Source organism: Sinomonas sp. ASV486, assembly GCF_030908215.1.
GTDB lineage: Bacteria > Actinomycetota > Actinomycetes > Actinomycetales > Micrococcaceae > Sinomonas > Sinomonas puerhi.
Genome location: NZ_JAVFJK010000001.1, coordinates 94027 through 116301 on the forward strand (window position 1 = coordinate 94027; position 22275 = coordinate 116301).

A 22275-nucleotide genomic window follows, 5' to 3' on the forward strand; every position below is an offset into this window, starting at 1 on the left:
GTGCGCCCCCGACCCGCGCGCTGACCTCCGGAAGGAATCCGACGTGTCCGAAGCTCCCGCAGAAAGCACCGCGCAAAGCGGTCCCGCACAGGACGGTCCGTCCGAGCGAGGCGATGCCGGTGCCCTGCAACGGCCGTTGCGGGTTGCCATCATCGGAGCCGGCCCGGCCGGCGTCTATGCTGCGGACATCCTGACCAAGTCCAACGAGGTCAAGGACGGGGACTTCGAGGTGAGCATCGACCTCTTCGACCAGTACCCGGCCCCGTATGGGCTCATCCGGTACGGCGTGGCCCCGGACCACCCCCGCATCAAGGGCATCGTCAACGCACTCCACCGGGTCCTTGACCGCGGGGACATCCGCTTCATCGGCAACGTGACCTACGGCCGTGACCTCGCGCTCGCGGACATCCGCGGCTTCTACGATGCGGTGATCTTCGCGACCGGTGCGCTCAAGGATGCGCCGATGGACATCCCGGGCGTCGACCTCGAGGGCTCCTTCGGCGGGGCGGACTTCGTGTCCTGGTATGACGGCCACCCGGACGTCTCCCGCGAGTGGCCGCTGACGGCGAAGGAGGTCGCGGTGATCGGCAACGGCAACGTGGCGCTCGACGTCGCGCGGATGCTCGCGAAGCACGCCGACGACCTGCTCGTGACCGAGATCCCCGACAACGTCTACCGGGCGCTCAATGCCAGCCCCGTGACCGACGTGCACGTGTTCGGCCGCCGCGGTCCGGCGCAGGTCAAGTTCACCCCGCTCGAGCTGCGCGAACTCTCCCACGCTCGGGACGTCGACATTGTCCTGTACCCGGAGGACTTCGAGTTCGACGACGCCTCGGACGAGGCCATCAAGACGAACAACCAGGTCAAGACGATGGTCAACACGCTCGCGAACTGGATCGCCGAGGATCAGGACACGGGTGCCTCACGGCGCCTGCACCTGCACTTCCTGCAGAGCCCGGTGGAGATCTACGACTCGCCCGAGACCCCGGGTCACGTGGCGGGCATCAGGTTCGAGCGCATGGAGCTGGACGGCACCGGCAACGTCCGCGGCACGGGCCAGTTCGAGGACTACTCCGTCCAGGCCGTGTACCGGGCGATCGGCTACCGCGGATCCGAGCTGGCCGAGATCCAGTATGACGCCCGCCGCGGCGTCATCCCGAACGAGGGCGGCCGTGTGCTCGACGAGGACGGCGTCCCCATGACCGGCCTCTACACGACCGGCTGGATCAAGCGCGGCCCCGTGGGCCTCATCGGGCACACCAAGGGCGACGCCCTCGAGACGATCGGCTGCCTCCTCGAGGACCGCGACTCGCTGCCCCCGGCCGAGGTCCCGGACGAGCACGCCGTGATCGCCCTGCTCGAGGAGCGTGGCGTCGAGTACACGACGTGGGCGGGCTGGAACGAGCTCGACGCCCACGAGAAGGCGCTCGGCGAGGCCTGGACGAAGGCCGACGGCGGTGAGGCGGCCGAGCGCGGCGCCAGCGGAGAGCAGGTCAAGCGCGAGCGCGTCAAAGTGGTGCCCCGCGAGGACATGGTGCGGATCTCGCGTGAGGGCCAGTCCGAGAACGGCGGCTGAGCGCCGGCTGCGCTGCCGGCCTTGGGGGACCGCGTTATAGAATGGCCCGGGGCCCGTCTGCACCAGCTGGCCTGTGTTGCGTCCGGGCCGCGCCACTGATGGCACCGAGTCAGCACACTACGGACACGTTCGGGCGGGGGGACAGCCACTCATGACGGCGACAGATGCACTGGTGGGAGAAGCCCCCGAGACGGCGAGCGACGCCGAGCTCATCTCGCAGGTGCGCGCAGGTGACACTGAGGCCTACGGCGAGCTCTTCAGCCGCCATCGCGCCGCGGCCGTGGGCCTTGCCCGCCGGTACGCCCGCAACGCCTCGGACGCTGAGGATCTCGCGGCCGAGGGATTCACGAACGTCTTCACCGCGATCACGGGCGGCTCGGGTCCCGACGTCTTCTTCCGCGCGTACCTCTTCACCTCCATTTCGCGGCTCGCGGCCCGCGGCAACGTCAAGGCGAGCCGCCAGACGCCCAGCGACGAGATGGAGAAGTATGAGGGAGAGCAGGTCTACGACGACCCGGTCATGGTGGGCTTCGAATCGGACACCGTCTCGACGGCCTTCAGGACTCTCCCGGAGCGCTGGCAGGCCGTTCTCTGGTACACCGAGGTGGACGGCCTGACGCCTGCGGCCGTGGCCCCGCTGCTAGGGCTCTCGGCCAACGGCGTCTCGGCGCTGGCGCTGCGCGCCCGGGAGGGGCTGCGGCAGGCCTACCTCCAAGCCCATGTGGATGCGAGCGCGGTCGAGGACAAGTGCGCGCCATTCGCCGACAAGCTCGGTGCCCACGCGCGTGGCGCCCTGAGCCCCCGCAACGAGGCGAAGGTGAGAGAGCACCTCGAGGAATGCCCTCGGTGCACCGCTGCCCTCCTGCAGATCCAAGACGTGGGCTACGGCATGCGGGGCGTCGTCTTCCCGCTCGTCACCGGCCTCGCCTTCGTCCCCGTGGCTGCGTCGAAGGCGGCTGTGGGCGGGATCTTCCTTGCCATCGCCGAGTGGTTCCGGCAGATCATCGAGAAGATGGGCATCGGCAACGCGGTCCTTGCCGGCGCCGCGACCGTCACCGTCGTGGCCGGCAGCATCGCGTTCGGGGTGCTGGAGGCGCCGACGACGTCGGAGCAGCCCCCCGCGGCAGCCGTCACGCCGAGCCTTCCTGCACCCAGTACTCCCGCACCGGCCGTGACGGCTGAGTCTGCGGCGTCGCCGATCCCCGAGGAACCGGCGCCGGAGTCCGCCCCGGCCGATGAGACACCCGCGCTGGCCTATGATCCGCCGGCAGCAGTGCCCGTCGCGCCACCGGCCGGACCCGCGCCGGTGCTGGTCCCCCTTGCTGCCGCTCCGGCGCCGCCCGTGGCGGTTGCGCCCGCTGCCTTCCCCACCACGCCCGCCCCGACGCCTGCGCCCACTGCCAGCCCAGCGCCAGCCCCGATGGGGTTCCCCTATGTCCTGTCGGGCTCGCTCGCCCAGACGTGGTCCGCGAGCCGCGGGCAGCGGACCGACAGGTTCGCGGTATCGGCGGACCTCGCCTCGGGGAAGCAGCAGACGGCCACGGTCACACTCGACATCACGTACCCCGGGACCGCCCAGGGCACGTTCACCGTGACTGGCAACGGCTGGAACTGCACGACCGCGGGCAGCACCGTGCACTGCACGCATCAAGGCGTGCTCAAGGGCGGGGCGCTTCCTGCAGTGGGCGTCGTCTGGACCACCACCCAGCAGTCGCTGTCCGGGGTCAGCGCCACGGCGTCGCTCGGCACGCTGGCCCAGCCGGTCACCTTCGGCACCTGAACCCGCGGCGCCGGAGTCCGCACGAGTCGTCTCATCATGTGAGACCCGGTGAAGATCTCACTGGCTGGACTCGTAAAGTAGACGGGTTTGTTCAATTCCCTGAAGCATCAGGAGTCCGGGATGCAGATTTTCCGCACCAAGCCGATCGAGGCGACTATCGCCGAGACACACGAGCCGGGTCGCCGTCTCAAACGCTCGCTGAGCACGTGGGACCTCATGATCATGGGAGTCGCCGTCGCAGTGGGCGCTGGCATCTTCTCCGTCGGTGCCAAGGCCGCAGCCAACTTCGCGGGCCCCGCGGTCACGCTCTCCTTCGCCATCGCCGCCGTCGCGTGCGCGCTCGCGATCATGTGCTACGCCGAATTCGCCACCGCGATCCCGGTTGCCGGCTCGGCCTACGTCTTCACCTATGCGACGATGGGCGAGCTGCTGGCCTGGATCATCGGGTGGAACCTCATCCTCGAGCTCTTCACCGCTGCTGCCGTGATCGCCAAGTACTGGGGCATCTACCTCAGCAAGGTGTTCTCGCTCGCAGGCCTCGATGTCCCGCCCAGCATCCAGTTCGGACCCATCGAGCTTGTGTGGGGGCCCTTCCTTATCGTCGCGGTCTTCACGGCGCTCCTCGTGATCGGCACCAAACTCTCGGCCCGGGTTGCCAACGTCTTCACGGTCATCAAGATCGCCGTCGTGCTGTTCGTGATCGTCGTCGGCTTCTTCTATGTCAAGGCCGAGAACTTCGCGCCCTTCATCCCGGACGCCGTGGCCGCGAAGAGCGCGGGTGGCACCGAGGTCCTCCAGCAGTCCCTGTTCTCGTTCCTCACCGGCTCGGCCCCGGCCCACTACGGACTCTTCGGCGTGTTCGGCGGGGCGGCACTCGTCTTCTTCGCGTTCATCGGCTTCGATGTCGTGGCCACGAGCGCCGAGGAGGTCAAGGACCCGCAGAGGACGCTCCCGCGGGGGATCTTCGGTGGTCTGGCCATCGTGACGCTCCTCTACATCCTCGTCTCCCTCGCGCTGACGGGGATGGTGCCCTACACGGTCTTGGCCCAGGCCGAGGCGCCGACCCTCACCACCGCGTTCGAAGCCGTGGGCAACACCGATGCCGCCAAGGTCATCGCGTTCGGCTCCCTCGTCGGCCTCACCACCGTGATCATGGTGCTCCTCATGGGCCTCGCCCGGGTGATCCTCGCGATGAGCCGCGATGGACTCCTCCCGCACGCGTTGTCCGTGACAAGCGCCAAGCGCTCCACGCCGGCACGCGTGCAGATCATCTGCGGCGTTGCGGTGGCCCTCGTTGCGGGCCTCACGAAGGTGGACGTGCTCGAGGAGATGATCAACATCGGCACGCTCTCGGCATTCGTCGTCGTCAGCCTCGGCATCATCGTCCTGCGCCGGAAGCGCCCCGACCTCAAGCCGGCCTTCCGGGTGCCGTTCGGCAAGGTGATCCCGATCGTCTCCGCTCTCCTGTGCCTGTACCTCATGACCAACCTCGCGGTCGAGACGTGGATCTACTTCGCGGGCTGGCTCGTGGTAGGCCTCCTCATCTACTTCACGTATGGCCAGCGCCATTCGCGACTCAACGAGCGCTTCGCAGCGGAGCGCCGAGCAGTCGAGGACGCTCCGAAGTAGTCGCGTGCTGTGCAGGAAGTGGGCAAGATATTGCAAGTCTTGTCACAAAGATGAGTGATCGAGTCTATGATGGGCGTCATGGCGAGACCCCCACGGCCCGAACGCAAGTACGAACTGCTCGACCAGATCCTGGACTTCCTCCTCGACTCGACCCTCGCCGACCTGACCTTCCGCAGCCTCGCGGACGGACTGGGCATCAGCAGCTATGTGCTCGTCTACCACTTCGGCAGCCGCGAGCAGCTCGTCACGGAGATCATCCACGGCATCATGGGGCGATACGAGCCCCTCGAGTCCGGGACTCCCGCATCCGCCTCGCCCAGCGATTTTGTGGTGTGGGCCCGCAAGGCGTTCGAACTGTGTCTCGACCACCGCGGCCGGCACCTCCAGCGCCTCGAGTTCGAGGCGTCCGTCCAGGACGTGGTGGCCGAGCGACCGCGGGGAGCCGGCGTCGCGAGCTACGCGCGCTGGCGCGGGTTCCTCGCGCGCTGGCTGCGCGGCCAGGGCGTCGCGGCCAAACGGGCTGATGCCTTGGCGCGACTCTACGTCGGATCGATCCTTGGGCTCCTCTACGACTTCGTCATCACGGGGGACAAGCGCGCCGTGCTCGAGAGCTTCGACCTCCTGTCCGAGGCGTTCGTCGCGCAGTACGAAGGGGCGGCCCATCACCGCGTGTCCTGATGCGGGACCATCGGACTGCTGCTCCACACGGGGAAGGCCCGGTGCATGTGCACCGGGCCTTCCCCGTGGATCAGGCTCGGGTTGCCTGAGACTTGACTTGCCGAGCTTCTACCTGCCGAGCTCTGCTCGGAGTTTGGCGCCGAGGTCGGCATCGACGTTCGTCCAGTACTGGATCGCACGCTCCTTGATGTCCTCCCTCGTCACACCCCCGACGGCGCCTGCGATCGTGTCGAGGAAGCGGGCGCGCGCAGCGTCGTCGAACACCTCGCGGTAGAGGATGCCCGGCTGAACGAAGTCGCCATCCTCGGCGTGGAGGGAGTGGGCGGACAGCGTGAGCTCGCCGTCGTTCTCCCAGCCGCCGCCGACGCCGCCAGCCACAGAGGACTCGACGGCGGCCGGGCCGCCGAGCGAGTTCGGCGCATAGACCGGGGCGGCCGCAGAGTTGAAGCTCAGGCGGCCGGCGCCGTCCTGGCTGTAGTTGCGCACCTCGCTCTTCGGTGCGTTGACCGGGATCTGCGCGTGGTTCGTGCCCACGCGGTAGCGGTGCGCGTCAGCATAGGAGAAGATGCGCGCCTGGAGCATCTTGTCCGGCGACCCGGCGATGCCAGGCACGAAGTTCGACGGCGCGAACGCGGCCTGCTCGATCTGCGCGAAGTAGTTCTCCGGGTTCCGGTTGAGCTCCATCGTGCCGACCTTCATGAGCGGGTAGTCCTCCTTGGACCACGTCTTCGTCAGATCGAACGGGTTGTACCGGTAGGTCTTGGCGTCCTCGTACGGCATGACCTGGACGAAGAGGTCCCAGCTCGGGAAGTTGGCCTCGGCGATGTTCTCGTAGAGGTCCTGGATGTAGTAGTCGGCGTTCTCGCCGGCGATCCGCTCGGCCTCCTCGCCCGTGAGGTTCTCGACGCCCTGGTTCGTGTGGAAGTGGTACTTGACCCAGAAGCGCTCGCCCTCCGCGTTGATCCACTGGTAGGTGTGCGAGCCGTAGCCCTGCATGTTACGCCACGTCTTCGGCAGGCCGCGGTCGCCCATGAGCCACGTCACCTGGTGGGCAGACTCCGGGGAGAGCGTCCAGAAGTCCCACTGCATGTCCGCGTCGCGGAGGTGGCTGCCCGGGAGTCGCTTCTGCGAGTGGATGAAGTCGGGGAACTTGATGCCGTCGCGGATGAAGAACACCGGGGTGTTGTTGCCCACGAGGTCGTAGTTGCCCTCGGTCGTGTAGAACTTGACGGCGAACCCACGCGGATCGCGCCACGTGTCGGGGGAGCCGTTCTCGCCGGCCACCGAGGAGAAGCGGATGAGCATCTCGGTCTCGACGTTCGGCTGGAAGAGGGCCGCCTTGGTGTACTTCGAGACATCCTCGGTGGTCTTGAAGACGCCGAAGGCCCCGCCGCCCTTGGCGTGGACCACGCGCTCCGGCACGCGCTCGCGGTTGAACTGGGCGAGCTTCTCGATCAGGTAGTGATCCGTGAGGATGATCGCGCCGTCAGCACCGACTGACTGGGCGTGCGCATCCGAGGCGACCGGGGCGCCGGACTGGGTGGTCGAGTAGTTGACCGTCATGTCTCTCCTTCTGTTCCGCGCGTACTGCGCTGTACTGGTTTCGTGGGAGGGGAGCTGTGGTGCGGTTCAGACCGCGGGGGTGGGAGCGGACGGAGCAGTCTTCGCGGCGCACTCGGCGCAGAGGCCGATATACGTCACGTCCGCGATCATGATCGTCATCCCGTGGGTATTGCTGGGGGTGAGGCAGGGGGCATGGCCGACGGCGCACTCGACGTCCTCGACGCGACCGCACACCGAGCAGATCGCGTGGTGGTGGTTGTCGCCGACCCGCGTCTCGTAGAGGGCGGGGGAGTGCGGCGGTTCGAAGCGGCGCAGCATGCCGAGGTCCGTGAGGTCGCCGAGGACCACGTAGACGGACTGCGGAGTGATCTCCGGCAGATCGTCACGGGCCGCGGCCAGGATCGCGTCTGCCGACGAGTGCGGATGAGACTCGATGGCACCCAGCACCGCAAGCCGCTGCTTGGTGACCCGGCGTCCGTGAGCTCGCAGGGCAGTTGCCCATTCGATGTGCTCCGCGCTCGGTTCCATGGCCTCATTCAAACACTTATTTTGATAAGTTCACAATAAGGTGAGCCTAACCGATCCCGCGGAACTGCGCGGGGGGCCATACTCGTTGAAGCGGCAGGAGGTACAGGAGGAACCGTGCACAAACACCACAACGGGCTCAAGACGGCCACACTCTTCGGCGTGCTCTGGGCGGTACTGCTGGGAATCGGGGCGCTCGTGGGCGTCTGGTCGCGGAGCGGATCGCCGATCCTGATCTTCGCCGCCCTCGGGGTCGCCGTGACGTTCTACAGCTACTGGAACAGCGACAAGATCGCGCTGCGCGCGATGCAGGCCTATCCCGTCACCGAGGAGCAGGCGCCGGGGCTCTACCAGATCGTCCGTGAGCTCTCGCAGCGCGCCAACCAGCCGATGCCGCGCATCTACATCTCCCCGACGCAGTCCCCGAATGCGTTCGCGACGGGTCGGGACCCCAAGAACGCCGCAGTCTGCTGCACCGAGGGAATCCTCCAGCTGCTCGACGCTCGTGAGCTGCGCGGGGTGCTCGGGCACGAGCTCATGCACGTCTACAACAGGGACATCCTCACGTCCTCGATCGCCGCGGCCGTGGCCGGCGTCATCACCTCCGTAGCGCAGTTCGCGATGTTCTTCGGGGGGGGCCGGGACCGCAACGCGAACCCGTTCGCGCTGCTCGCGCTGAGCCTCCTCGCGCCGTTCGCGGCCTCGCTCATCCAGCTCGCGATCTCGCGCACGCGGGAGTACGACGCGGATGAGGACGGCTCCCAGCTCACGGGCGACCCGCTCGCGCTTGCCTCGGCCCTGAACAAGATCGAGGGCGGAGTCCGTGCGGCGCCGCTCCCAGCGGACGACCAGAAGCTCGTCAACGCCTCCCACCTCATGATCGCCAACCCGTTCCGCGGCGGAGCGGGCCTCCAGCGCATGTTCTCGACCCACCCGCCGATGGCGGACAGGATCGCGCGCCTCGAGCAGATGGCGGGACGCCAGATCGGCCAGTAGTCCAGATCGGCTAGTAGCCGGATCCGCCGCTCGTCGTCTCCTTCCGCCATGCCGCCCTGCGGTGGTCTACTGATCGTGGTCCCTGCGGCGGATAGGAGCCGAGCCATGAGGGTGGGCGTGATCGGAGCCGGTGCGATCGGTGGAACCATCGCGGCCCTGATGGACCGCGCCGGCCACACCGTCGAAGCGACGGCCCGTGGTGACCGGCTCGCCGCGATCAAGAGCGGCGGGATCCACCTCTCCGGAGCCTGGGGCGAGCACGTCGCACAGATCGCCGCCGGCGAGCGGCTGACGACGGCGCCCGACCTCGCCTTGATCAGCGTGAAGGCCCAGGACGAGGCGGACGCTATCCGGGCCAACGCCGCGGCCCTCGAGGGGGTCCCGCTCGTGGTGGTGCAGAACGGGCTCGACGGGCTGGCTCAGGCGCAAAGGCTCCACGGAGGCTCACCCACCGTCGGCGCCATCGCCTTCTTCGCCGCGGACTGCCCGGCCCCGGGCCATGTCAGGGTCCTCGTCCCGGGGCCGCTCTACCTCGGCGCGGGCGACGGCGAGCCCACGGCCGACGCCGTCAACGCGGCTGGCGTCCTGAGTTCCGGCATCTCCGCCAAGGCGGTGGGGAACTTCGTCGGCTGCCAGTGGACCAAGCTGGTCGTCAACCAGATCAATGCGATGCCCGCCATCACGGGGATGAGCGTCCAGGCCACCATCGCCGACTCCAGGCTGTGCGGCGCCGTCTTCGCGAGCATGCGCGAGGCCATCCACATCGGGCGGAGGCAGGGCGTGGCGTTCGGTTCCCTCGAGGGAATGAACCCGCTCACGCTCGGCCTGCTCGGATCCGCGCCGCCCGCCGTCGGACGCCTCCTGCTGCGCATCATGGCACGGCGGCTCGGCAGTGAGCCGGTCCTCGGCTCAACCCTCCAGAGCGTCCATCGCGGCCTGCCCACCGAGATCGACTACCTCAACGGTGCCGTCGCCGAGCGCGCCCACGCGCTCGGCATCGAGGCACCCGTCAACGCCGCCATCACCCGGTTGGTGCACGAGGTCGAAGGCAGCCGCCGGTTCTTCGCGCCCGCGGAGGTCGTCCAGCGGCTCGGGTGATCCGTGGCGACCACCACGACACCCGCCGGGCACAGCGAAGGCGGGCCACCGGGGTCGTGCGCGGCACCGGCGGTGGGCCCGGACAGCGGCACTAGGCTATTGCGGTGCGCACCCTCCTGGCCGATACTTCCCCGCTGACGGAAAGCCTCGAATTCCGGCGCATGTGGATCGGCCAGCTGCTGAGCATCCTCGGCTCCCAGCTGACGGTCACGGCCGTGAGCCTGCAGGTCTATGCCCTCACGCACTCGAGCTTCAATGTGGGGTTGCTGGGCCTCGTGGCACTGCTGCCGTTCGTGTTCGCCGGGCTCTACGGCGGCGCGATCGTGGACGCGCATGACCGGCGCACGGTCGCGCTCCTCTCGTCGTGGCTGCTGTGGGGCACGAGCGCGCTCATCGCCCTGCAGGCCTGGCTGCAGCTTGGGAACGTCCTGCTGGTGTACGTCCTCGTGGGGCTCCAGGCGCTGGGGACAGGCATCAACATGCCAGCCCGCAGTGCCATCATCCCGCGGCTCATCCGCCCGGATAAGCTTGCCGCGGCGAACGCGCTCAACATGATCACCTTCGGCCTCGGCGGCGCAGCAGGCCCGCTCCTCGCGGGGGCCCTTGTGGCGACGGTCGGCTACGGCTGGACCTACACGATCGACGTCGCGAGCTTCACGGTGGCCATGTGGGCGCTGTTCCGCCTCCCCCCGCTCCCGCCCGAGGGCACGGTGCGGAGGGCCGGCATCCGTTCCGTCGCGGAGGGCTTCGGCTTCCTCGGGACGCGGCGAACATCCGCATGACGTTCCTCATCGACATGTGCGCCATGGTCTTCGCGATGCCGCGGGCGGTGCTCCCGGCCGTCGCCGTGCTCTCGCTCGGCGGCGGCGCGGCGACCGCAGATGCCCTCCTCGCCGGGATCGCCGGCGGGACATTCCTCGGTGGGCTGTTCTCGGGGCCGGTGGCGCGGCTGCGCTGGCAGGGGCGCGGGGTCCAGTGGGCAGTGGTCTCGTGGGGGGCCAGCATCCTCGCGTTCGGGATCGTGGTGCTCGCTGCGGGGCGCACGTCGCCGGACGGAGGCACGTGGTGGATCCTGCCCGCGATCCTGTGCATGGTCGCGGCCGGAGCCGCCGATTCGACGAGCGCCGCCCTGCGGTCCACCATCCTCCAGGCCGCGACTCCGGACTCGATGCGCGGGCGCCTCCAGGGGGTGTTCACGGTGGTGGTGGGCGGCGGTCCCCGCCTCGGGGACGTTTTCTCCGGCGGGACGGCTTCCTGGCTGGGCGAGGGCTGGTCGATTGTGGTCGGTGCGCTCGTGTGCATCGCGCTAGTCTGGGTGCTGCACGTCGCGCAGCCGCGGTTCGCCCGCTACGACGCGGAGAACCCTACGCCGTAGCGGTGAGTACGACGGCGGTCGCGGACTCGCTCGCGGCCCGTCCCCGCGGCGTCGTGCGCCCCTACTGCCAAGCGAGCGTGAACCAGGCGATCGCTGCGGCGAAGCCGGCGAGCGCGAAGCCGGCGTACCGGCGCGGCGTCCCCGTGGGGTTGCCCCGCGTGAACCCGAAGAACGAGTTCGCGTTGAGGAGATGGAGCAGGAGCGCCCCGGCGAGCAGGCCCACGAGAGCCGAGCGGGGCGCCGTCGTGAGCGCTACGAGGGCAAAGAAGGTGTACTCGGCCACGAAGGCGAGGCGCGGGCGGGACCATAGCCCCCACCCCACGAACCGGTCGCCCCGCCCGTCGCGGCTGCCCACCCGCCCGAGGACCGGTAGGTCCCTGCCGTGTACGGGCACGTCGAGGAGCCAGTGCGAGACGGCGCCGAGCCAGAAGGCGATCCCCACCCACGCGCTCTGGTAGATCAGGCCGAAGGCCAAGGCCGGGATGAGCGTGAGTGCTGCCGAGAGGACAAGCGAGTGGGAGTACGGGTACCACGTGAACCGGATCGTGCTCTGGAGCGGGCTGCTCGGGTCGACGCGGACCTTCTCGACGCCGGAGGCCACGAGGCCCGACCACACGACGTCCGGCCAAGCGACCGCTACGGCGATGGGCAGCACCGGGGTCTCGGGAGCGACTGCGAGAAGCGCCGCCGCCGCAGCGTAGTGGCCGATGTACATGCGCGGATGCTAGCAGCTGCGCGTGTACGGGTCAGCGGAAGTTGACGAACTACGGCGGCGTGACCGGGCTGCCATGAGGCCGAGTGCCTCGGCGCGGGGCAGCTCGATGCTGGGACTGGGCTGACGGCCTCAGCGTGTCCATTTTGCCGGTCCGCCCTTAGGCGTTGGTTGCGTTCCTTGAGAGTAGCTTTCGGTTATGACGCTCGAACGCTGGCAGAAGATGTCCGAGTGGCCCATGGTGGTGGCCGCGCTCCTGTTCCTCGTCGCCTACTCGGTCCAAGTCATCGCGGATCTCCCCGACAACGAGGGGATCTGGGCTGACGAGGTGGTGTGGGTGGCATGGGCCGTGTTCCTAGTGGACTACGGGGCACGCCTTTGGCTTGCACCGAACCGGCGCCGGTGGTTCGTCCGGAACCTCCATGAGCTGGCGATCCTGGCCTTACCGGCGCTCAGGCCGCTCCGTCTCCTTCGGCTCGTGACACTGCTGAAGGTGGTGTACGGCCGTGCGGGAAACGCTCTGCGCGGGCGGCTGCTGGTCTACGTGATCGCCTCGGCAACCATGCTTGTCTACTGCGGCGCACTCGCCGCCCTGGATGCGGAGCAGAATGACCCGGAAGCCAACATCAAGTCCATCGGCGATGCACTGTGGTGGGCGCTCACGACCATAACGACGGTGGGATACGGCGACCACTACCCAGTCACGATCGTGGGCCGTCTGGCGGCGGCCGGGCTGATGGTTGCGGGTATCGCGGTACTCGGTGTCGTGACGGCGTCGATTGCATCCTGGCTGGTCGAGAGCGTGTCGACCGAGACAGCGGCGAGGGCGAAGGAAGTCACAGACGCGGCCGTGGCAGCAATCGAGGCCATTGACGAGCCCCTCGAGGACCAAATCCGGTCTCTGTCGGACCAGATGGCCAGACTCACAGCAGCCCTCGAGGCCGGGAGGAAGGGCGACTCCTGAGCGGGTGGCGGAGGCCGCTCGTCTCGGCAACGGTCTTGATGATCCGGTCGCAGAGCGAGACGGGCCTCAGCGTCGCCGACGCCGTCGAGAGCGCGCGGACCTCAAGGCCGGGCTGCTCCTTAACCGCAACGCCGCGGGGAACCAGTGGCGCAGCGTGCGCAAGGCCGCAGGGCTCCCCGAGGAGTACACCCTCCACGATCTCCGCCACACGCGGCAGAACGGGCCATATTAGCGGAAGTTGATGAACTGCAGGTCGACGTCTTCATAGCCCTTCAGGAGGGCGATCGTCGACTGAAGGTCGTCGCGGGACTTCGAGGAGACGCGCAGCTCGTCGCCCTGGATCTGCGCCTTGACGGTCTTGGGTGCCTCGTCGCGGATGAGCTTGGAGATCTTCTTCGCGTGCTCCTGCGAGATGCCCTCCTTCATGGAGGCTTCGAGGCGGTACTCCTTGCCGGAGGCATAGGGCTCGCCGGCGTCGAGGGACTTGAGGGAGATGCCGCGCTTGATGAGCTTGGACTCGAAGACGTCCAGAACAGCCTTGACCCGCTCCTCCGAGTTGGCCTTCAGGAGGATCTTCTCGCCGCTGAAGTCGATCTCGGCTCCGACGCCCTTAAAGTCGTAGCGCTGGGCGATCTCCTTCTGCGCCTGGTTGAGGGCGTTGGCGACCTCCTGCTTGTCCACCTTGCTGACGACGTCGAATGTCGAATCTGCCATGGAAACCTCCCGGATTCGTGGGTCTGATGCTGCCAACCAGCCTAGCCGCTCGGGCCCGCGGAGAGCCGGAATGCGACGGCCGGGACCCGGGCGAGGCCCCACAGTTCACTCACAGCCGAAGCCCAGTGGGATCGCAAGCGGGACTGGGTACGTTGGATCACATGAACGGCTGGCAGAGGGGAGGAACCGGTGGCAAAGGACGCGACAGGCCCCGACGGGGATGCGCCCGTGAAGAAGTCGATTGCAGGACGGGCTGCAGCGGCGGCGAGCGGCGTTGTCGCGGTCGCTGCCCTCGCTGCCGGCATCGTGATGTCCCCGGCCCCGGCGCCCTCTGCGCGGCTCAATGGCGTCCATCAGGATCTCGCACGCGCCGTCGCCCTCCGCCAGATCACGGACGAGCAGGCGGCGTTCCTCGAGGCGCAGATCGCCCGCTCGATCTCCTCGGAGGAGGCCTCGCCGACGTCCGGCGCCGCAGGCTCGCGAGACGTTTCGACCGTCTGATTCCGCAGTGCTCGGGCCGATTCGACGCGTGGCCGAATGTTCTGTAAGGTTGTCTTGCTCGCACCGCGGAACACGGCATCGGCCACAAGCCTGCCGTAGTCAGCGGAGTGGCGTTCGGCAGATTACCCGAGCGGCCAAAGGGGGCTGACTGTAAATCAGCTGGCATTGCCTACGGGGGTTCGAATCCCTCATCTGCCACAAAATCCCCGGAATTCCGGGCCTGTTGGACCCGCTAGAACCTCTACGGAGGGGACAGCGGGTCCTTCTTTTTGCCCTCGGACGGGTCGATGTGGGCACAGGGTGAGCAGGCCTTGCCCACGGGTGTGCTCACTAGCCTTGCCTGGCCTCGGGCTGGATTAGCGCGAACAGTAAGCCGCAGCTCGTGGATCGGTCCGGACCGGTGCTCCTCGGCCCCCGGCACCGACGATTCGGGCCCCCTGGGCTAGCGCCAGCGCGCCGACGACTGGCCAGTCCACCATTTTGGTTTGGCCGGTGTTTATAGCTGCGTTCTCCGGGTATTGACCTCCAGACCCGGGTAATGAGCCGCAAGCGGGGAGCGCGCGCCCCTCACGGTGAATACTATTCAAGATGGCAATTTTATTGACCTCGCTACGCATCTCTGCGTAGCGTAGACCAGACCTAATCATAGGAGGTAAATCATGAGAATCATGAAGAAGTCCTTTGCAGGTGCAGCGCTTGCCGGCTCCCTACTGTTGGCTGGGGGACTGGCGGCGCCAGCCCAGGCCGCGAATCAGGCGCAGAGCGGACTGGTCAATGTCCAAGTTGGTGACGTGAGTGTTCTCAACAATGCGAACGTCGGCGTCGCTGCCCAGGTCGCAGCCAATGTGTGCAACGTGGCGGTCGGCCCGGTGGCCGTACTCGCGCATCAGGCCGCGACGACGGGCGTCAGCCAGACGGTCTGCACGACGCCAACCGGGCCTGTCACCATTGCTCATGCCTAGCTGACGTTTGCTTTCGTCGCGGGCGTGACGAACGCGTTTCAGGGGTCACCCATTTGCCGGCCAAGAAGGCTCGCGAGTGGGTGACCCTTTTGTTGTGTCCCGTACCAAGTCGAGGCTATTCGACAGTCGCTGGAATTCACACGTTTATTTCTCCTGCTACTGGGTAAGAGTGGCCGGGGAAGCGCTATTAATTCATGATGAACGGGGTAGGACCGGATCCCGTTTGGCTGGTTCTATTGGGTTTTCCGCGTACTCCACGGTTTCGCGGGGATCTTTGTTTCGCGAGGATCTTTTCTGGGTATTGGTCCAGATTTTGTGGGTATTGGTCCAGGCGAAAAGGCCCATCCGTTGTCCCGCCGGTGATGAATTGGCCGATCTGTTGCGTCGTGATGGGGGCGCGCCGTCGCAGTGAGTTCCGGGTGGTCGCCGCCACCGTGCGTGCAGGGGCCCGATGATGTGGCCGGGTGCCGTGGTGGGCTTGCCGCGGCACAACCCCATCCGGGCCGTGACCTGCGCTTGTCCCGATTGCATTTAAGCTACCTAACTATTAGGATACCTAAATATGAACGACGAGTTGGCCGAGCTGGCACACGCATTCCGCGACGCGCTCCGTCACGGCGTGTACGTTGCACGCCGTCTGGATGAGGTCTCCGAGCTGTCCGCGTCCCAGCTCAGTGTGCTTAACATGACGGCGGGGGAGGGGCTCCGGATGGGGGCCGTGGCCAAGAACCTCGGCGTCCGTGTGCCCTCCGCGACCGAACAGGTGGCCCGTCTCGAGAAGGCCGGCCTCCTCGAAAGGTGCAACGACCCGCGCGACGCACGGGTCGTCGTCGTGCGCCGTACCCCGGCCGGGGACGAGGCTGCCCGCAGCGCCAACGACCGCCGCACTGAGCGGATGGCCGCCGCGCTCGCGGTGCTCGACGACGACGAGCGGGCAGCGCTCAGGGCCGCCCTGCCCGTGATGGACAAGATCAACCAGTATGTGACGAACCAGGAGATGCCCGTATGACCGCCGAACCCGGCGTCGTCGAAGACTCAGAGCCTTCGACCCTCGAACACCAGACAACCCATCAGGGACACCCCGCGGGTCATGAGACGCTCGCGGCGGAGAAGGCCTCCTTCTTCCGCCAGCCGAAGGCCGTCTGGGCTACCGCCGCGGCGTCCGTGTTCGCCTTCATGGGCATCGGGCTCGTCGACCCGATCCTCCCGGCCATCGCGCAGAACCTGCAGGCGTCCCCGAGCCAGGTCTCGCTCCTGTTCACGAGCTACTTCCTCGTCACGGCCGTCATGATGCTCGTCACCGGCTGGGTGTCCTCCCGCATCGGCGGCAAGAAGACCCTGCTCATCGGCCTGGCCCTCATCGTGGTCTTCGCGAGCCTCTCCGGCACGAGCGGCAGCGTGGCTGAGCTCATCGGCTGGCGCGCCGGCTGGGGTCTCGGGAACTCCCTGTTCGTCGCCACGGCGCTCGCCGTGATCGTGGGCGTCGCCTCGGGCGGGACCTCCACCGCGATCATCCTGTACGAGGCCGCGCTCGGCCTGGGGCTCTCGCTTGGCCCCCTCGCCGGCGCCCTCCTCGGCGGATGGCAGTGGCGCATGCCGTTCTTCGGCACCGCGACGCTCATGGCGATCGCGTTCATGGCGATCATGGCCACCCTGCCCAAGACGCCGCCCGCGGGCATGAAGACGCGGTTCCGGGACCCGCTCCTCGCCCTCGGACACGCGGGTCTGAGGTCCGTTGCCGGCAGCGCGTTCTTCTACAACTTCGGCTTCTACACGATCCTCGCGTTCGTGCCGTTCATCCTGGGGATGGGCGCCTACGGCATCGGTGCCGTGTTCTTCGGCTGGGGCGTGGCCCTAGCCGTGTTCTCCGTCTTCGTGGCGCCGCCGCTGCAGGCGAAGTTCGGCGACATCAAGGTCCTCGCCGGTACCCTGTCCGGACTTGCGGTCGTCCTGGTCGGCGTGGCCGTGGCCGCCACGCTGCACGCAGTGCCCGCCGTCGTGGTCCTCACAATCGTTGCCGGCGCGCTCCTGGGCGTAAACAACACGGTCTACACCGAGCTCGCGATGGGCGTCTCCGACGCGCCCCGTCCCGTGGCGAGCGCCGGTTACAACTTTGTGCGCTGGATGGGCGGCGCGCTCGCGCCGTTCATCGCCACGTGGCTCGGTGAGACCTTCGGCGCGCCGGTGCCCTTCTACGCCTCGGCCGCGGCCCTCGTGGTGGCCATAGTGATCGCGCTCACGGGGAAGAAGTTCGTCCAGGAGCACGAGCCCGCGGCGATCTGAGCTCGCAGACCTCGTGGGAATGAAACCCCGGTGGGTATCGTTGAAATGTCCGAAACCCGCACAAACAGTGAGGAGCGCGGCATGGCAACGAAGAACGTCACCGGCGAGCAGTTCGCCGAGGTCATCGACAGCAACGACATCGTCCTGGTGGACTTCTGGGCATCATGGTGCGGCCCCTGCCGCCAGTTCGCCCCGACCTACGAGGCCGCGTCCGAGAAGCACCCGGACGTCGTCTTCGCCAAGGTAGACACCGAGGCGGAGCAGATGCTCGCCGCCCAGGCGAACATCACCTCGATCCCGACCCTTATGGCCTTCCGCGAGAAGGTCCTCGTCTTCTCGCAGCCCGGCGCCCTTCCGGCGTCCGCGCTCGAGCAGGTCATCACCGCGGTGAAGGGCCTGGACATGGAGGACGTCCACCAGAAGGTCGCCGAGGCGCAGGCCAAGGGCAACGAGAACTGACGCACTGAGAGTCCACTCGCATCGCACGACGGCGCCGCTCCCGCAGCTGGGGAGCGGCGCCGTCGCGTCTAGGGCTGGGTGGGCAGGCGGAGGAGGTTAGAGGCGCTCGATCTTGACCGGCTCGGCGAGCAGGGCGCTGAGCGACTCGTTGAGGTCCTGCACGGCGATGCCGTTCGAGTGCTTCTCGAGGTCCTCCGCAGAAGCCCACAGTTCGGACAGGACGATCCGCTCCTCGGACTCGTCCGTGATCTCATACTGGAGGCAGCCGGGCTCGCGCACGACCTCCTCGATCGCGATCTCGAGGGCTAGCTTGACACGGAAGGACTCGCCCTCGTTGGGGATGAAAATGGCCTGGAGACGAACGGGATCTGTCATGGGCACCAAGCCTATCCACTTGGTAGCGTTCCCCCATGGAGTCCTACACGGAGGGCGGCCGCAACGGAGCGGCGCTTCTCGAAGAGACCATCGGAACGAACTTCGCCCGGATCGCTGCGCGCTTCCCCGACCGTGAGGCCCTGATCGAGGCGGCGGCCGACGGCGGTGCTGACGCCGCCCGCCGCTGGACGTTCGCCGAACTCGCGCACGACGTCGACGCGGCAGCCCGCGGGCTCCTCGCCGCGGGCATCGGACAAGGCGATCGGGTGGGCATCTGGAGCCCGAACTGCGCCGAGTGGACCATCCTCCAGTACGCCACGGCGGTGATCGGGGCCATCCTCGTCAACGTCAACCCCGCATACCGGAGCCACGAGCTCGTGTTCGTCGTGAAGCAGAACGGCATGCGGATGCTCGTCGTTGCGCCAAGCGACCGGACGAGCGAGTACGTGGGGATGGCGCGCGAGGCGCTCGCCGTGTGCCCCGACCTGCGCGAGCTCGTGTTCCTGCCGGTCCCCCACGCGGGGAGCGCCGGATTCGAGGCCGGGATCCCGTCGACGCCCGGGGAGACCACGTGGGAAGCCCTCGTTGCCCGCGCGGGCGAGGTGCCGGCGTCGGCCGTCGCCGAGCGTGCCGCGACCCTGACGGCGGAGGACCCGATCAACATCCAGTACACGTCCGGGACCACGGGATTCCCCAAGGGCGCGACGCTCACTCACCGGAACATCCTCAACAACGGATACTCGATCGGCGAGCTCCTGGAGTACACCGAAGCGGACCGCGTGGTGATCCCCGTGCCCTTCTACCACTGCTTCGGAATGGTGATCGGAAATCTCGCCGCGTACTCGCACGGCTGTGCCACGATCCTGCCGGGAAGGGGCTTCAAGCCCGATGCGACGCTGCGCGCGGTCCAGGACTTCGGAGGAACATCGCTCTACGGCGTGCCCACGATGTTCATCGCCGAACTCGCGCTGCCGGACTTCTCCTCCTACCGGCTCGGCACCCTCCGGACCGGCGTCATGGCCGGATCGCTATGCCCGATCGAGGTGATGAAGCGCGTCATCTCTGACATGCACATGGAGGACGTGGCGATCTGCTACGGGATGACCGAGACCTCGCCCGTCTCGACCATGACCCGTGACGGCGACACCCTCGCCCAGCGCACCGAGACCGTGGGCCGGACCATGCCGAACCTCGAAAGCAAGATCGTGGACGCCACCGGGGCCACCGTGGAGCGCGGCGTCATCGGAGAGCTGTGCACCCGCGGCTACGCCGTGATGGCCGGCTACTGGGACCAGCCGGACAAGACCGCCGAGGCCATCGACGCCGACGGCTGGATGCATACCGGCGATCTCGCCCGCATGGACGCCGACGGGTACCTTCTGATCGAGGGCCGGATCAAGGACATGGTGATCCGCGGGGGCGAGAACATCTACCCGCGAGAGGTCGAGGAGTTCCTGTACCAGCACCCGTCCATCCAGGATGTGCAGGTCATCGGTGTGCCGGATGCGAAGTACGGCGAGGAGCTCATGGCGTGCATCATCCTCAAGCCCGGCGCCGAGGAGCTGTCCGCCGAGGATGTCGGGGCATACTGCCGCGGCCGGCTCGCGCACTACAAGGTCCCGCGGTACGTGGACATCCGGGAGTCGTTCCCGATGACGGTGTCCGGGAAGATCCGCAAGGTCCAGATGCGCGACGAGGCCGTGGAGCGCCTCGGGCTCGGCTGACACGGGGGTTACCGCTCCACGGCAGGGTCCTCGAGCCTGTCCGGGCCAGTCATCTTCCCGTCCTCCCACGCGGCGCCAGACGGCTCACGGGATCGCCGCGAGCAGGGCCGCCGGGATGACCATCACCGGCACGAGGACCAGGCCCGCTGCCGCGTAGCCCCACCATGAGATGGCGACGCCGAGCCGCCGCAGCTGCTCGTGCCAGATGAGGGTCGCGAGCGAGGCCCACGGCGTGATGAGGGGACCGGCGTTGACGCCGATGAGGAGCGCCGCGAGGCGGGCCGGACTGCCAGCTGCGTTCTCGAAGGCAAGATAGGCGGGAAGGTTGTTGACCACGTTGGCACCCGCGGCGCCGGCTGCCGAGACGCGGATGAGGTCGATCGGCCCGCTCCCCGACCCCAGGAGTCCGGCGGCGAGCTCGCGGGCGCCCAGGTGCTGGAGTGCCTCCATGACCGCGAACAGGCCGGCCGCAAAGAGGAGGAGCTGCCACGGCACGAGCGCCCACCTGAGCACCGCGCGCCGTCGTGCGGCGAAGGCGAGCACGAGGACGGCGGCCGCCACGGTCGAGGGAATCCAGACGGGAACACCTGAGACGAGGGCGGGCAGCAGCCCCGCGAGGACCGATGCCCCGACACCGAGGAGGACCGGGTCCGGCGGGGCGGGCGCCTCGGGCTGCCCGTGCACACGGGAGGTGCGGACCGTGGAGTACCTCCCGCGCAGCTCCCGGCGGAAGAGGACCGCGACGGCGGCCACCGGCACGAGCGCGCACCACAGCGCGGGCAGCGCCATCCGCGCCGCGAACGCCGAGGGCGGCACGTTCCCGAGGCTGTGCAGGGCGAGCAGGTTCGTGAGGTTCGAGACCGGGAGGAGCAGCGATCCGGTGTTGGCGAGCCACACGGCCGTGAGTGCGAAGGGCAGCGGGGGGAGTCCGCAACGCCTGGCGAGGAGCACGACGATCGGCGTCAGGAGCACCGCTGTCGTGTCCAGCGAGAGGAAGACCGTCGCGGCCAGCGACAGCACGGCGACGAGCGCCCAGAGCACCAAGGTGCGCCCGCGGCCCCAGCGGCGGAAATGGGAGGCCATCCACTCGAACAGTCCCGCCGCATTGAGCAGTTCCGTCACGACCGTGATCGCCGCGACGAACGCGAGGATGGGAACGATCCGGTCGGCGAGGGCACCCACCGCTGGCCAGGGCAGGATGCCTGCGGCCGCCGCAGCGCCCCCCAGGACGAGGAGCACGGCTCCCACTGCGGCCAAGGGCATGGGAACAGTCTAGGGACGACCAAAGCGGCTCGGACGCGGGCGCCGCGCGGATCGCTGCTGCCGCTCATGAACTGTGGCGGCGAGGGCCGGTCAGTGGAAGCGGTGGTCCTGGATGGTCATGCGGGCGCCGTAGCGCGGTGCGCGGATCCCTGAGAGCCCGAGCAGCCGTACGAGGCGCTGCCGGTGGCCCCGCCATGGCTCGAGGAGGCGGAGCATGCCGGCGTCGTCGGTGCGCTCGCCGGTGAGCGCGACCCCCACGAACTTCGCGAGGTGGAAATCGCCCACCGAGACCGAGTCGGGGTCCGCATGAGTGCGCTGCGTGATCTCGGCCGCTGTCCACACGCCGACGCCCGGGATGGACTTCAGGGCGGCTGCCGCCTCTTCCGCCGTCTTCGACGCGAGCCGTTCGAGGCCCGACGCCGCGCGCAGGGCACGCATGACGGTGTCCGAACGCTGGGGCCCGACGCCGGCTCGGTGCCACTCCCACGACGGGATCCCCAGCCACGTCTCGGCGCTCGGCGCGACCATGAGCCCTGCCGGTGCGACGGTGCCGGCGCCGGGCGCGGGCGTGCCGTAGCGGCGCACGAGGTACCGGTAGGCGCGCCGGGCCTCGACCGTCGTGACCTTCTGCTCGAGGATGGTCGGCACCAGTGCATCCACGACGCGGCCGGTGGCGGGCAGGCGCAGGGCCGGATGGCGGCGTCGTGCCTCGCGGACCACCGGCGGGAGGGTCGCCAGGAAACCGGCGTCGTCGAACGCGGACCAGTCGTCGGTGAGGCCGAGCATCCCGGGTGCGGACTCGACGGCCGACGCCGCGCCGTCGCCCCAGGCACGGACCGTCACCTTGCCGGCGGCGTGGGTGACGAGGACGGAGGCATGCCCCTCCGGCGTCCCAAACGCGCTCCAGAGTCCACCGGGGTGTGCGGCGAAGGTGGGGTCGCCGTCCCCCCGCTGGAGCGGGAAGCACGTTGCGGCGAGCGAATAGTGCGCTGGGGCCTCCCACATGGCCGCCGCATCCGCTGTGCCAGCAGACGTGCCGGGTCGTGTAAGGGGGAGCGGGGCTGCGAGGGTCACCCGCTCATGGTGTCACGGGCGACT

Annotated in this window: 21 protein-coding genes, 1 tRNA gene and 1 pseudogene; 16 read left to right on the top strand and 7 right to left on the bottom strand. The window is 68.3% G+C overall.

Annotation, left to right across the window (positions count from 1 at the left end; translation table 11 throughout):
* Positions 1 to 124: 124 nt before the first annotated feature.
* From RBS60_RS00380 to RBS60_RS00395, 4 genes are all read left to right on the top strand, one after another.
* Positions 125 to 1576, top strand: coding sequence for an FAD-dependent oxidoreductase (locus RBS60_RS00380; protein WP_307955976.1), 1452 nt, complete (start codon positions 125 to 127; stop codon positions 1574 to 1576).
* A 151-nt stretch (positions 1577 to 1727) separates the two neighbouring features.
* Positions 1728 to 3356 (top strand): sigma-70 family RNA polymerase sigma factor, encoded by a 1629-nt coding sequence (locus tag RBS60_RS00385; protein ID WP_307955537.1) that lies wholly within the window; start codon positions 1728 to 1730, stop codon positions 3354 to 3356.
* A gap of 120 nt (positions 3357 to 3476) precedes the next feature.
* Complete coding sequence (locus tag RBS60_RS00390; RefSeq protein ID WP_307955538.1) at positions 3477 to 4985, top strand: amino acid permease; 1509 nt, start codon at positions 3477 to 3479, stop codon at positions 4983 to 4985.
* A gap of 78 nt (positions 4986 to 5063) precedes the next feature.
* Positions 5064 to 5663 carry a TetR/AcrR family transcriptional regulator gene (locus tag RBS60_RS00395; RefSeq protein WP_307955539.1) on the top strand — a complete coding sequence of 200 codons (600 nt, stop codon included), beginning with the start codon at positions 5064 to 5066 and terminating at the stop codon, positions 5661 to 5663.
* Between the two features lie 108 nt (positions 5664 to 5771).
* Here the strand turns inward: RBS60_RS00395 and RBS60_RS00400 are convergent, their stop codons facing one another.
* Together RBS60_RS00400 and RBS60_RS00405 are read right to left on the bottom strand one after the other, a co-directional pair.
* Positions 5772 to 7226 (bottom strand): catalase, encoded by a 1455-nt coding sequence (locus RBS60_RS00400; RefSeq protein WP_307955540.1) that lies wholly within the window; start codon positions 7224 to 7226, stop codon positions 5772 to 5774.
* A gap of 66 nt (positions 7227 to 7292) precedes the next feature.
* Positions 7293 to 7754 carry a Fur family transcriptional regulator gene (locus RBS60_RS00405; protein WP_307955541.1) on the bottom strand — a complete coding sequence of 154 codons (462 nt, stop codon included), beginning with the start codon at positions 7752 to 7754 and terminating at the stop codon, positions 7293 to 7295.
* Positions 7755 to 7868: 114 nt separating this feature from the next.
* Between RBS60_RS00405 and htpX the strand changes: the two genes are divergently transcribed.
* The 3 genes and pseudogenes from htpX to RBS60_RS00420 all read left to right on the top strand — a co-directional run bounded on the left by htpX (position 7869) and on the right by RBS60_RS00420 (position 11220).
* Positions 7869 to 8747: a zinc metalloprotease HtpX gene (gene htpX, locus RBS60_RS00410; protein WP_307955542.1), complete on the top strand. Its 879-nt coding sequence runs from the start codon at positions 7869 to 7871 to the stop codon at positions 8745 to 8747.
* A gap of 105 nt (positions 8748 to 8852) precedes the next feature.
* Positions 8853 to 9845: a 2-dehydropantoate 2-reductase gene (locus tag RBS60_RS00415; RefSeq protein WP_307955543.1), complete on the top strand. Its 993-nt coding sequence runs from the start codon at positions 8853 to 8855 to the stop codon at positions 9843 to 9845.
* Positions 9846 to 9949: 104 nt separating this feature from the next.
* Positions 9950 to 11220: pseudogene (locus RBS60_RS00420) on the top strand (MFS transporter).
* 61 nt (positions 11221 to 11281) lie between these two features.
* Here the strand turns inward: RBS60_RS00420 and RBS60_RS00425 are convergent.
* Entirely contained in the window at positions 11282 to 11935 is a 654-nt protein-coding gene (locus RBS60_RS00425) for a hypothetical protein (RefSeq protein ID WP_307955544.1), read from the bottom strand.
* A 196-nt stretch (positions 11936 to 12131) separates the two neighbouring features.
* On the opposite strand from RBS60_RS00425, the gene RBS60_RS00430 reads away from it, so the two are divergent.
* Positions 12132 to 12896: a potassium channel family protein gene (locus RBS60_RS00430; protein WP_307955545.1), complete on the top strand. Its 765-nt coding sequence runs from the start codon at positions 12132 to 12134 to the stop codon at positions 12894 to 12896.
* A gap of 4 nt (positions 12897 to 12900) precedes the next feature.
* Entirely contained in the window at positions 12901 to 13128 is a 228-nt protein-coding gene (locus tag RBS60_RS00435; RefSeq protein ID WP_307955546.1) for a hypothetical protein, read from the top strand.
* Here RBS60_RS00435 and RBS60_RS00440 read toward each other — a convergent pair.
* On the bottom strand, positions 13125 to 13610 hold the full coding sequence (locus tag RBS60_RS00440; protein ID WP_307955547.1) for a YajQ family cyclic di-GMP-binding protein: 486 nt from the start codon (positions 13608 to 13610) through the stop codon (positions 13125 to 13127). The genes RBS60_RS00435 and RBS60_RS00440 overlap by 4 nt on opposite strands.
* Before the next feature lie 228 nt (positions 13611 to 13838).
* Here RBS60_RS00440 and RBS60_RS00445 point away from each other — a divergent pair, with 228 nt between their 5' ends.
* From RBS60_RS00445 to trxA, 6 genes are all read left to right on the top strand, one after another.
* Complete coding sequence (locus tag RBS60_RS00445) at positions 13839 to 14111, top strand: hypothetical protein (RefSeq protein ID WP_307955548.1); 273 nt, start codon at positions 13839 to 13841, stop codon at positions 14109 to 14111.
* 116 nt (positions 14112 to 14227) lie between these two features.
* Positions 14228 to 14309: transfer RNA gene (locus tag RBS60_RS00450), tRNA-Tyr, on the top strand.
* A gap of 461 nt (positions 14310 to 14770) precedes the next feature.
* A complete protein-coding gene (locus RBS60_RS00455; RefSeq protein ID WP_307955549.1) occupies positions 14771 to 15073 on the top strand; it encodes a hypothetical protein in 303 nt (100 codons plus the stop codon).
* A 562-nt stretch (positions 15074 to 15635) separates the two neighbouring features.
* A complete protein-coding gene (locus tag RBS60_RS00460) occupies positions 15636 to 16082 on the top strand; it encodes a MarR family transcriptional regulator (RefSeq protein WP_307955550.1) in 447 nt (148 codons plus the stop codon).
* Positions 16079 to 17356, top strand: a complete 1278-nt coding sequence (locus RBS60_RS00465) for an MFS transporter (RefSeq protein ID WP_307955551.1) — start codon at positions 16079 to 16081, stop codon at positions 17354 to 17356. The genes RBS60_RS00460 and RBS60_RS00465 overlap by 4 nt, the downstream gene beginning before the upstream one ends.
* A gap of 81 nt (positions 17357 to 17437) precedes the next feature.
* Positions 17438 to 17815: a thioredoxin gene (trxA, locus tag RBS60_RS00470; RefSeq protein WP_307955552.1), complete on the top strand. Its 378-nt coding sequence runs from the start codon at positions 17438 to 17440 to the stop codon at positions 17813 to 17815.
* A gap of 96 nt (positions 17816 to 17911) precedes the next feature.
* Here the strand turns inward: trxA and RBS60_RS00475 are convergent, their stop codons facing one another.
* Positions 17912 to 18190, bottom strand: coding sequence for an antibiotic biosynthesis monooxygenase (locus RBS60_RS00475; RefSeq protein WP_307955553.1), 279 nt, complete (start codon positions 18188 to 18190; stop codon positions 17912 to 17914).
* Between the two features lie 35 nt (positions 18191 to 18225).
* Here RBS60_RS00475 and RBS60_RS00480 point away from each other — a divergent pair, with 35 nt between their 5' ends.
* Positions 18226 to 19914, top strand: coding sequence for an AMP-binding protein (locus RBS60_RS00480; RefSeq protein WP_307955554.1), 1689 nt, complete (start codon positions 18226 to 18228; stop codon positions 19912 to 19914).
* 84 nt (positions 19915 to 19998) lie between these two features.
* On the opposite strand, the gene RBS60_RS00485 is transcribed toward RBS60_RS00480, so the two are convergent.
* Together RBS60_RS00485 and RBS60_RS00490 are read right to left on the bottom strand one after the other, a co-directional pair.
* A complete protein-coding gene (locus RBS60_RS00485) occupies positions 19999 to 21177 on the bottom strand; it encodes an SLC13 family permease (RefSeq protein ID WP_307955555.1) in 1179 nt (392 codons plus the stop codon).
* A 90-nt stretch (positions 21178 to 21267) separates the two neighbouring features.
* A complete protein-coding gene (locus RBS60_RS00490) occupies positions 21268 to 22251 on the bottom strand; it encodes a DNA-3-methyladenine glycosylase (RefSeq protein ID WP_374049186.1) in 984 nt (327 codons plus the stop codon).
* Positions 22252 to 22275 lie beyond the last annotated feature (24 nt).

Bases quoted from the DNA above. Each gene is read 5' to 3' on its own strand.
- RBS60_RS00385 (WP_307955537.1), top strand. From the start codon at position 1,728: ATGACGGCGACAGATGCACTGGTGGGAGAAGCCCCCGAGACGGCGAGC.
- RBS60_RS00390 (WP_307955538.1), top strand. From the start codon at position 3,477: ATGCAGATTTTCCGCACCAAGCCGATCGAGGCGACTATCGCCGAGACA.
- RBS60_RS00395 (WP_307955539.1), top strand. From the start codon at position 5,064: ATGGCGAGACCCCCACGGCCCGAACGCAAGTACGAACTGCTCGACCAG.
- RBS60_RS00400 (WP_307955540.1), bottom strand. From the start codon at position 7,226: ATGACGGTCAACTACTCGACCACCCAGTCCGGCGCCCCGGTCGCCTCG.
- RBS60_RS00405 (WP_307955541.1), bottom strand. From the start codon at position 7,754: ATGGAACCGAGCGCGGAGCACATCGAATGGGCAACTGCCCTGCGAGCT.
- RBS60_RS00415 (WP_307955543.1), top strand. From the start codon at position 8,853: ATGAGGGTGGGCGTGATCGGAGCCGGTGCGATCGGTGGAACCATCGCG.
- RBS60_RS00425 (WP_307955544.1), bottom strand. From the start codon at position 11,935: ATGTACATCGGCCACTACGCTGCGGCGGCGGCGCTTCTCGCAGTCGCT.
- RBS60_RS00430 (WP_307955545.1), top strand. From the start codon at position 12,132: ATGACGCTCGAACGCTGGCAGAAGATGTCCGAGTGGCCCATGGTGGTG.
- RBS60_RS00440 (WP_307955547.1), bottom strand. From the start codon at position 13,610: ATGGCAGATTCGACATTCGACGTCGTCAGCAAGGTGGACAAGCAGGAG.
- RBS60_RS00455 (WP_307955549.1), top strand. From the start codon at position 14,771: ATGAGAATCATGAAGAAGTCCTTTGCAGGTGCAGCGCTTGCCGGCTCC.
- RBS60_RS00460 (WP_307955550.1), top strand. From the start codon at position 15,636: ATGAACGACGAGTTGGCCGAGCTGGCACACGCATTCCGCGACGCGCTC.
- RBS60_RS00465 (WP_307955551.1), top strand. From the start codon at position 16,079: ATGACCGCCGAACCCGGCGTCGTCGAAGACTCAGAGCCTTCGACCCTC.
- trxA (WP_307955552.1), top strand. From the start codon at position 17,438: ATGGCAACGAAGAACGTCACCGGCGAGCAGTTCGCCGAGGTCATCGAC.
- RBS60_RS00475 (WP_307955553.1), bottom strand. From the start codon at position 18,190: ATGACAGATCCCGTTCGTCTCCAGGCCATTTTCATCCCCAACGAGGGC.
- RBS60_RS00480 (WP_307955554.1), top strand. From the start codon at position 18,226: ATGGAGTCCTACACGGAGGGCGGCCGCAACGGAGCGGCGCTTCTCGAA.
- RBS60_RS00485 (WP_307955555.1), bottom strand. From the start codon at position 21,177: ATGCCCTTGGCCGCAGTGGGAGCCGTGCTCCTCGTCCTGGGGGGCGCT.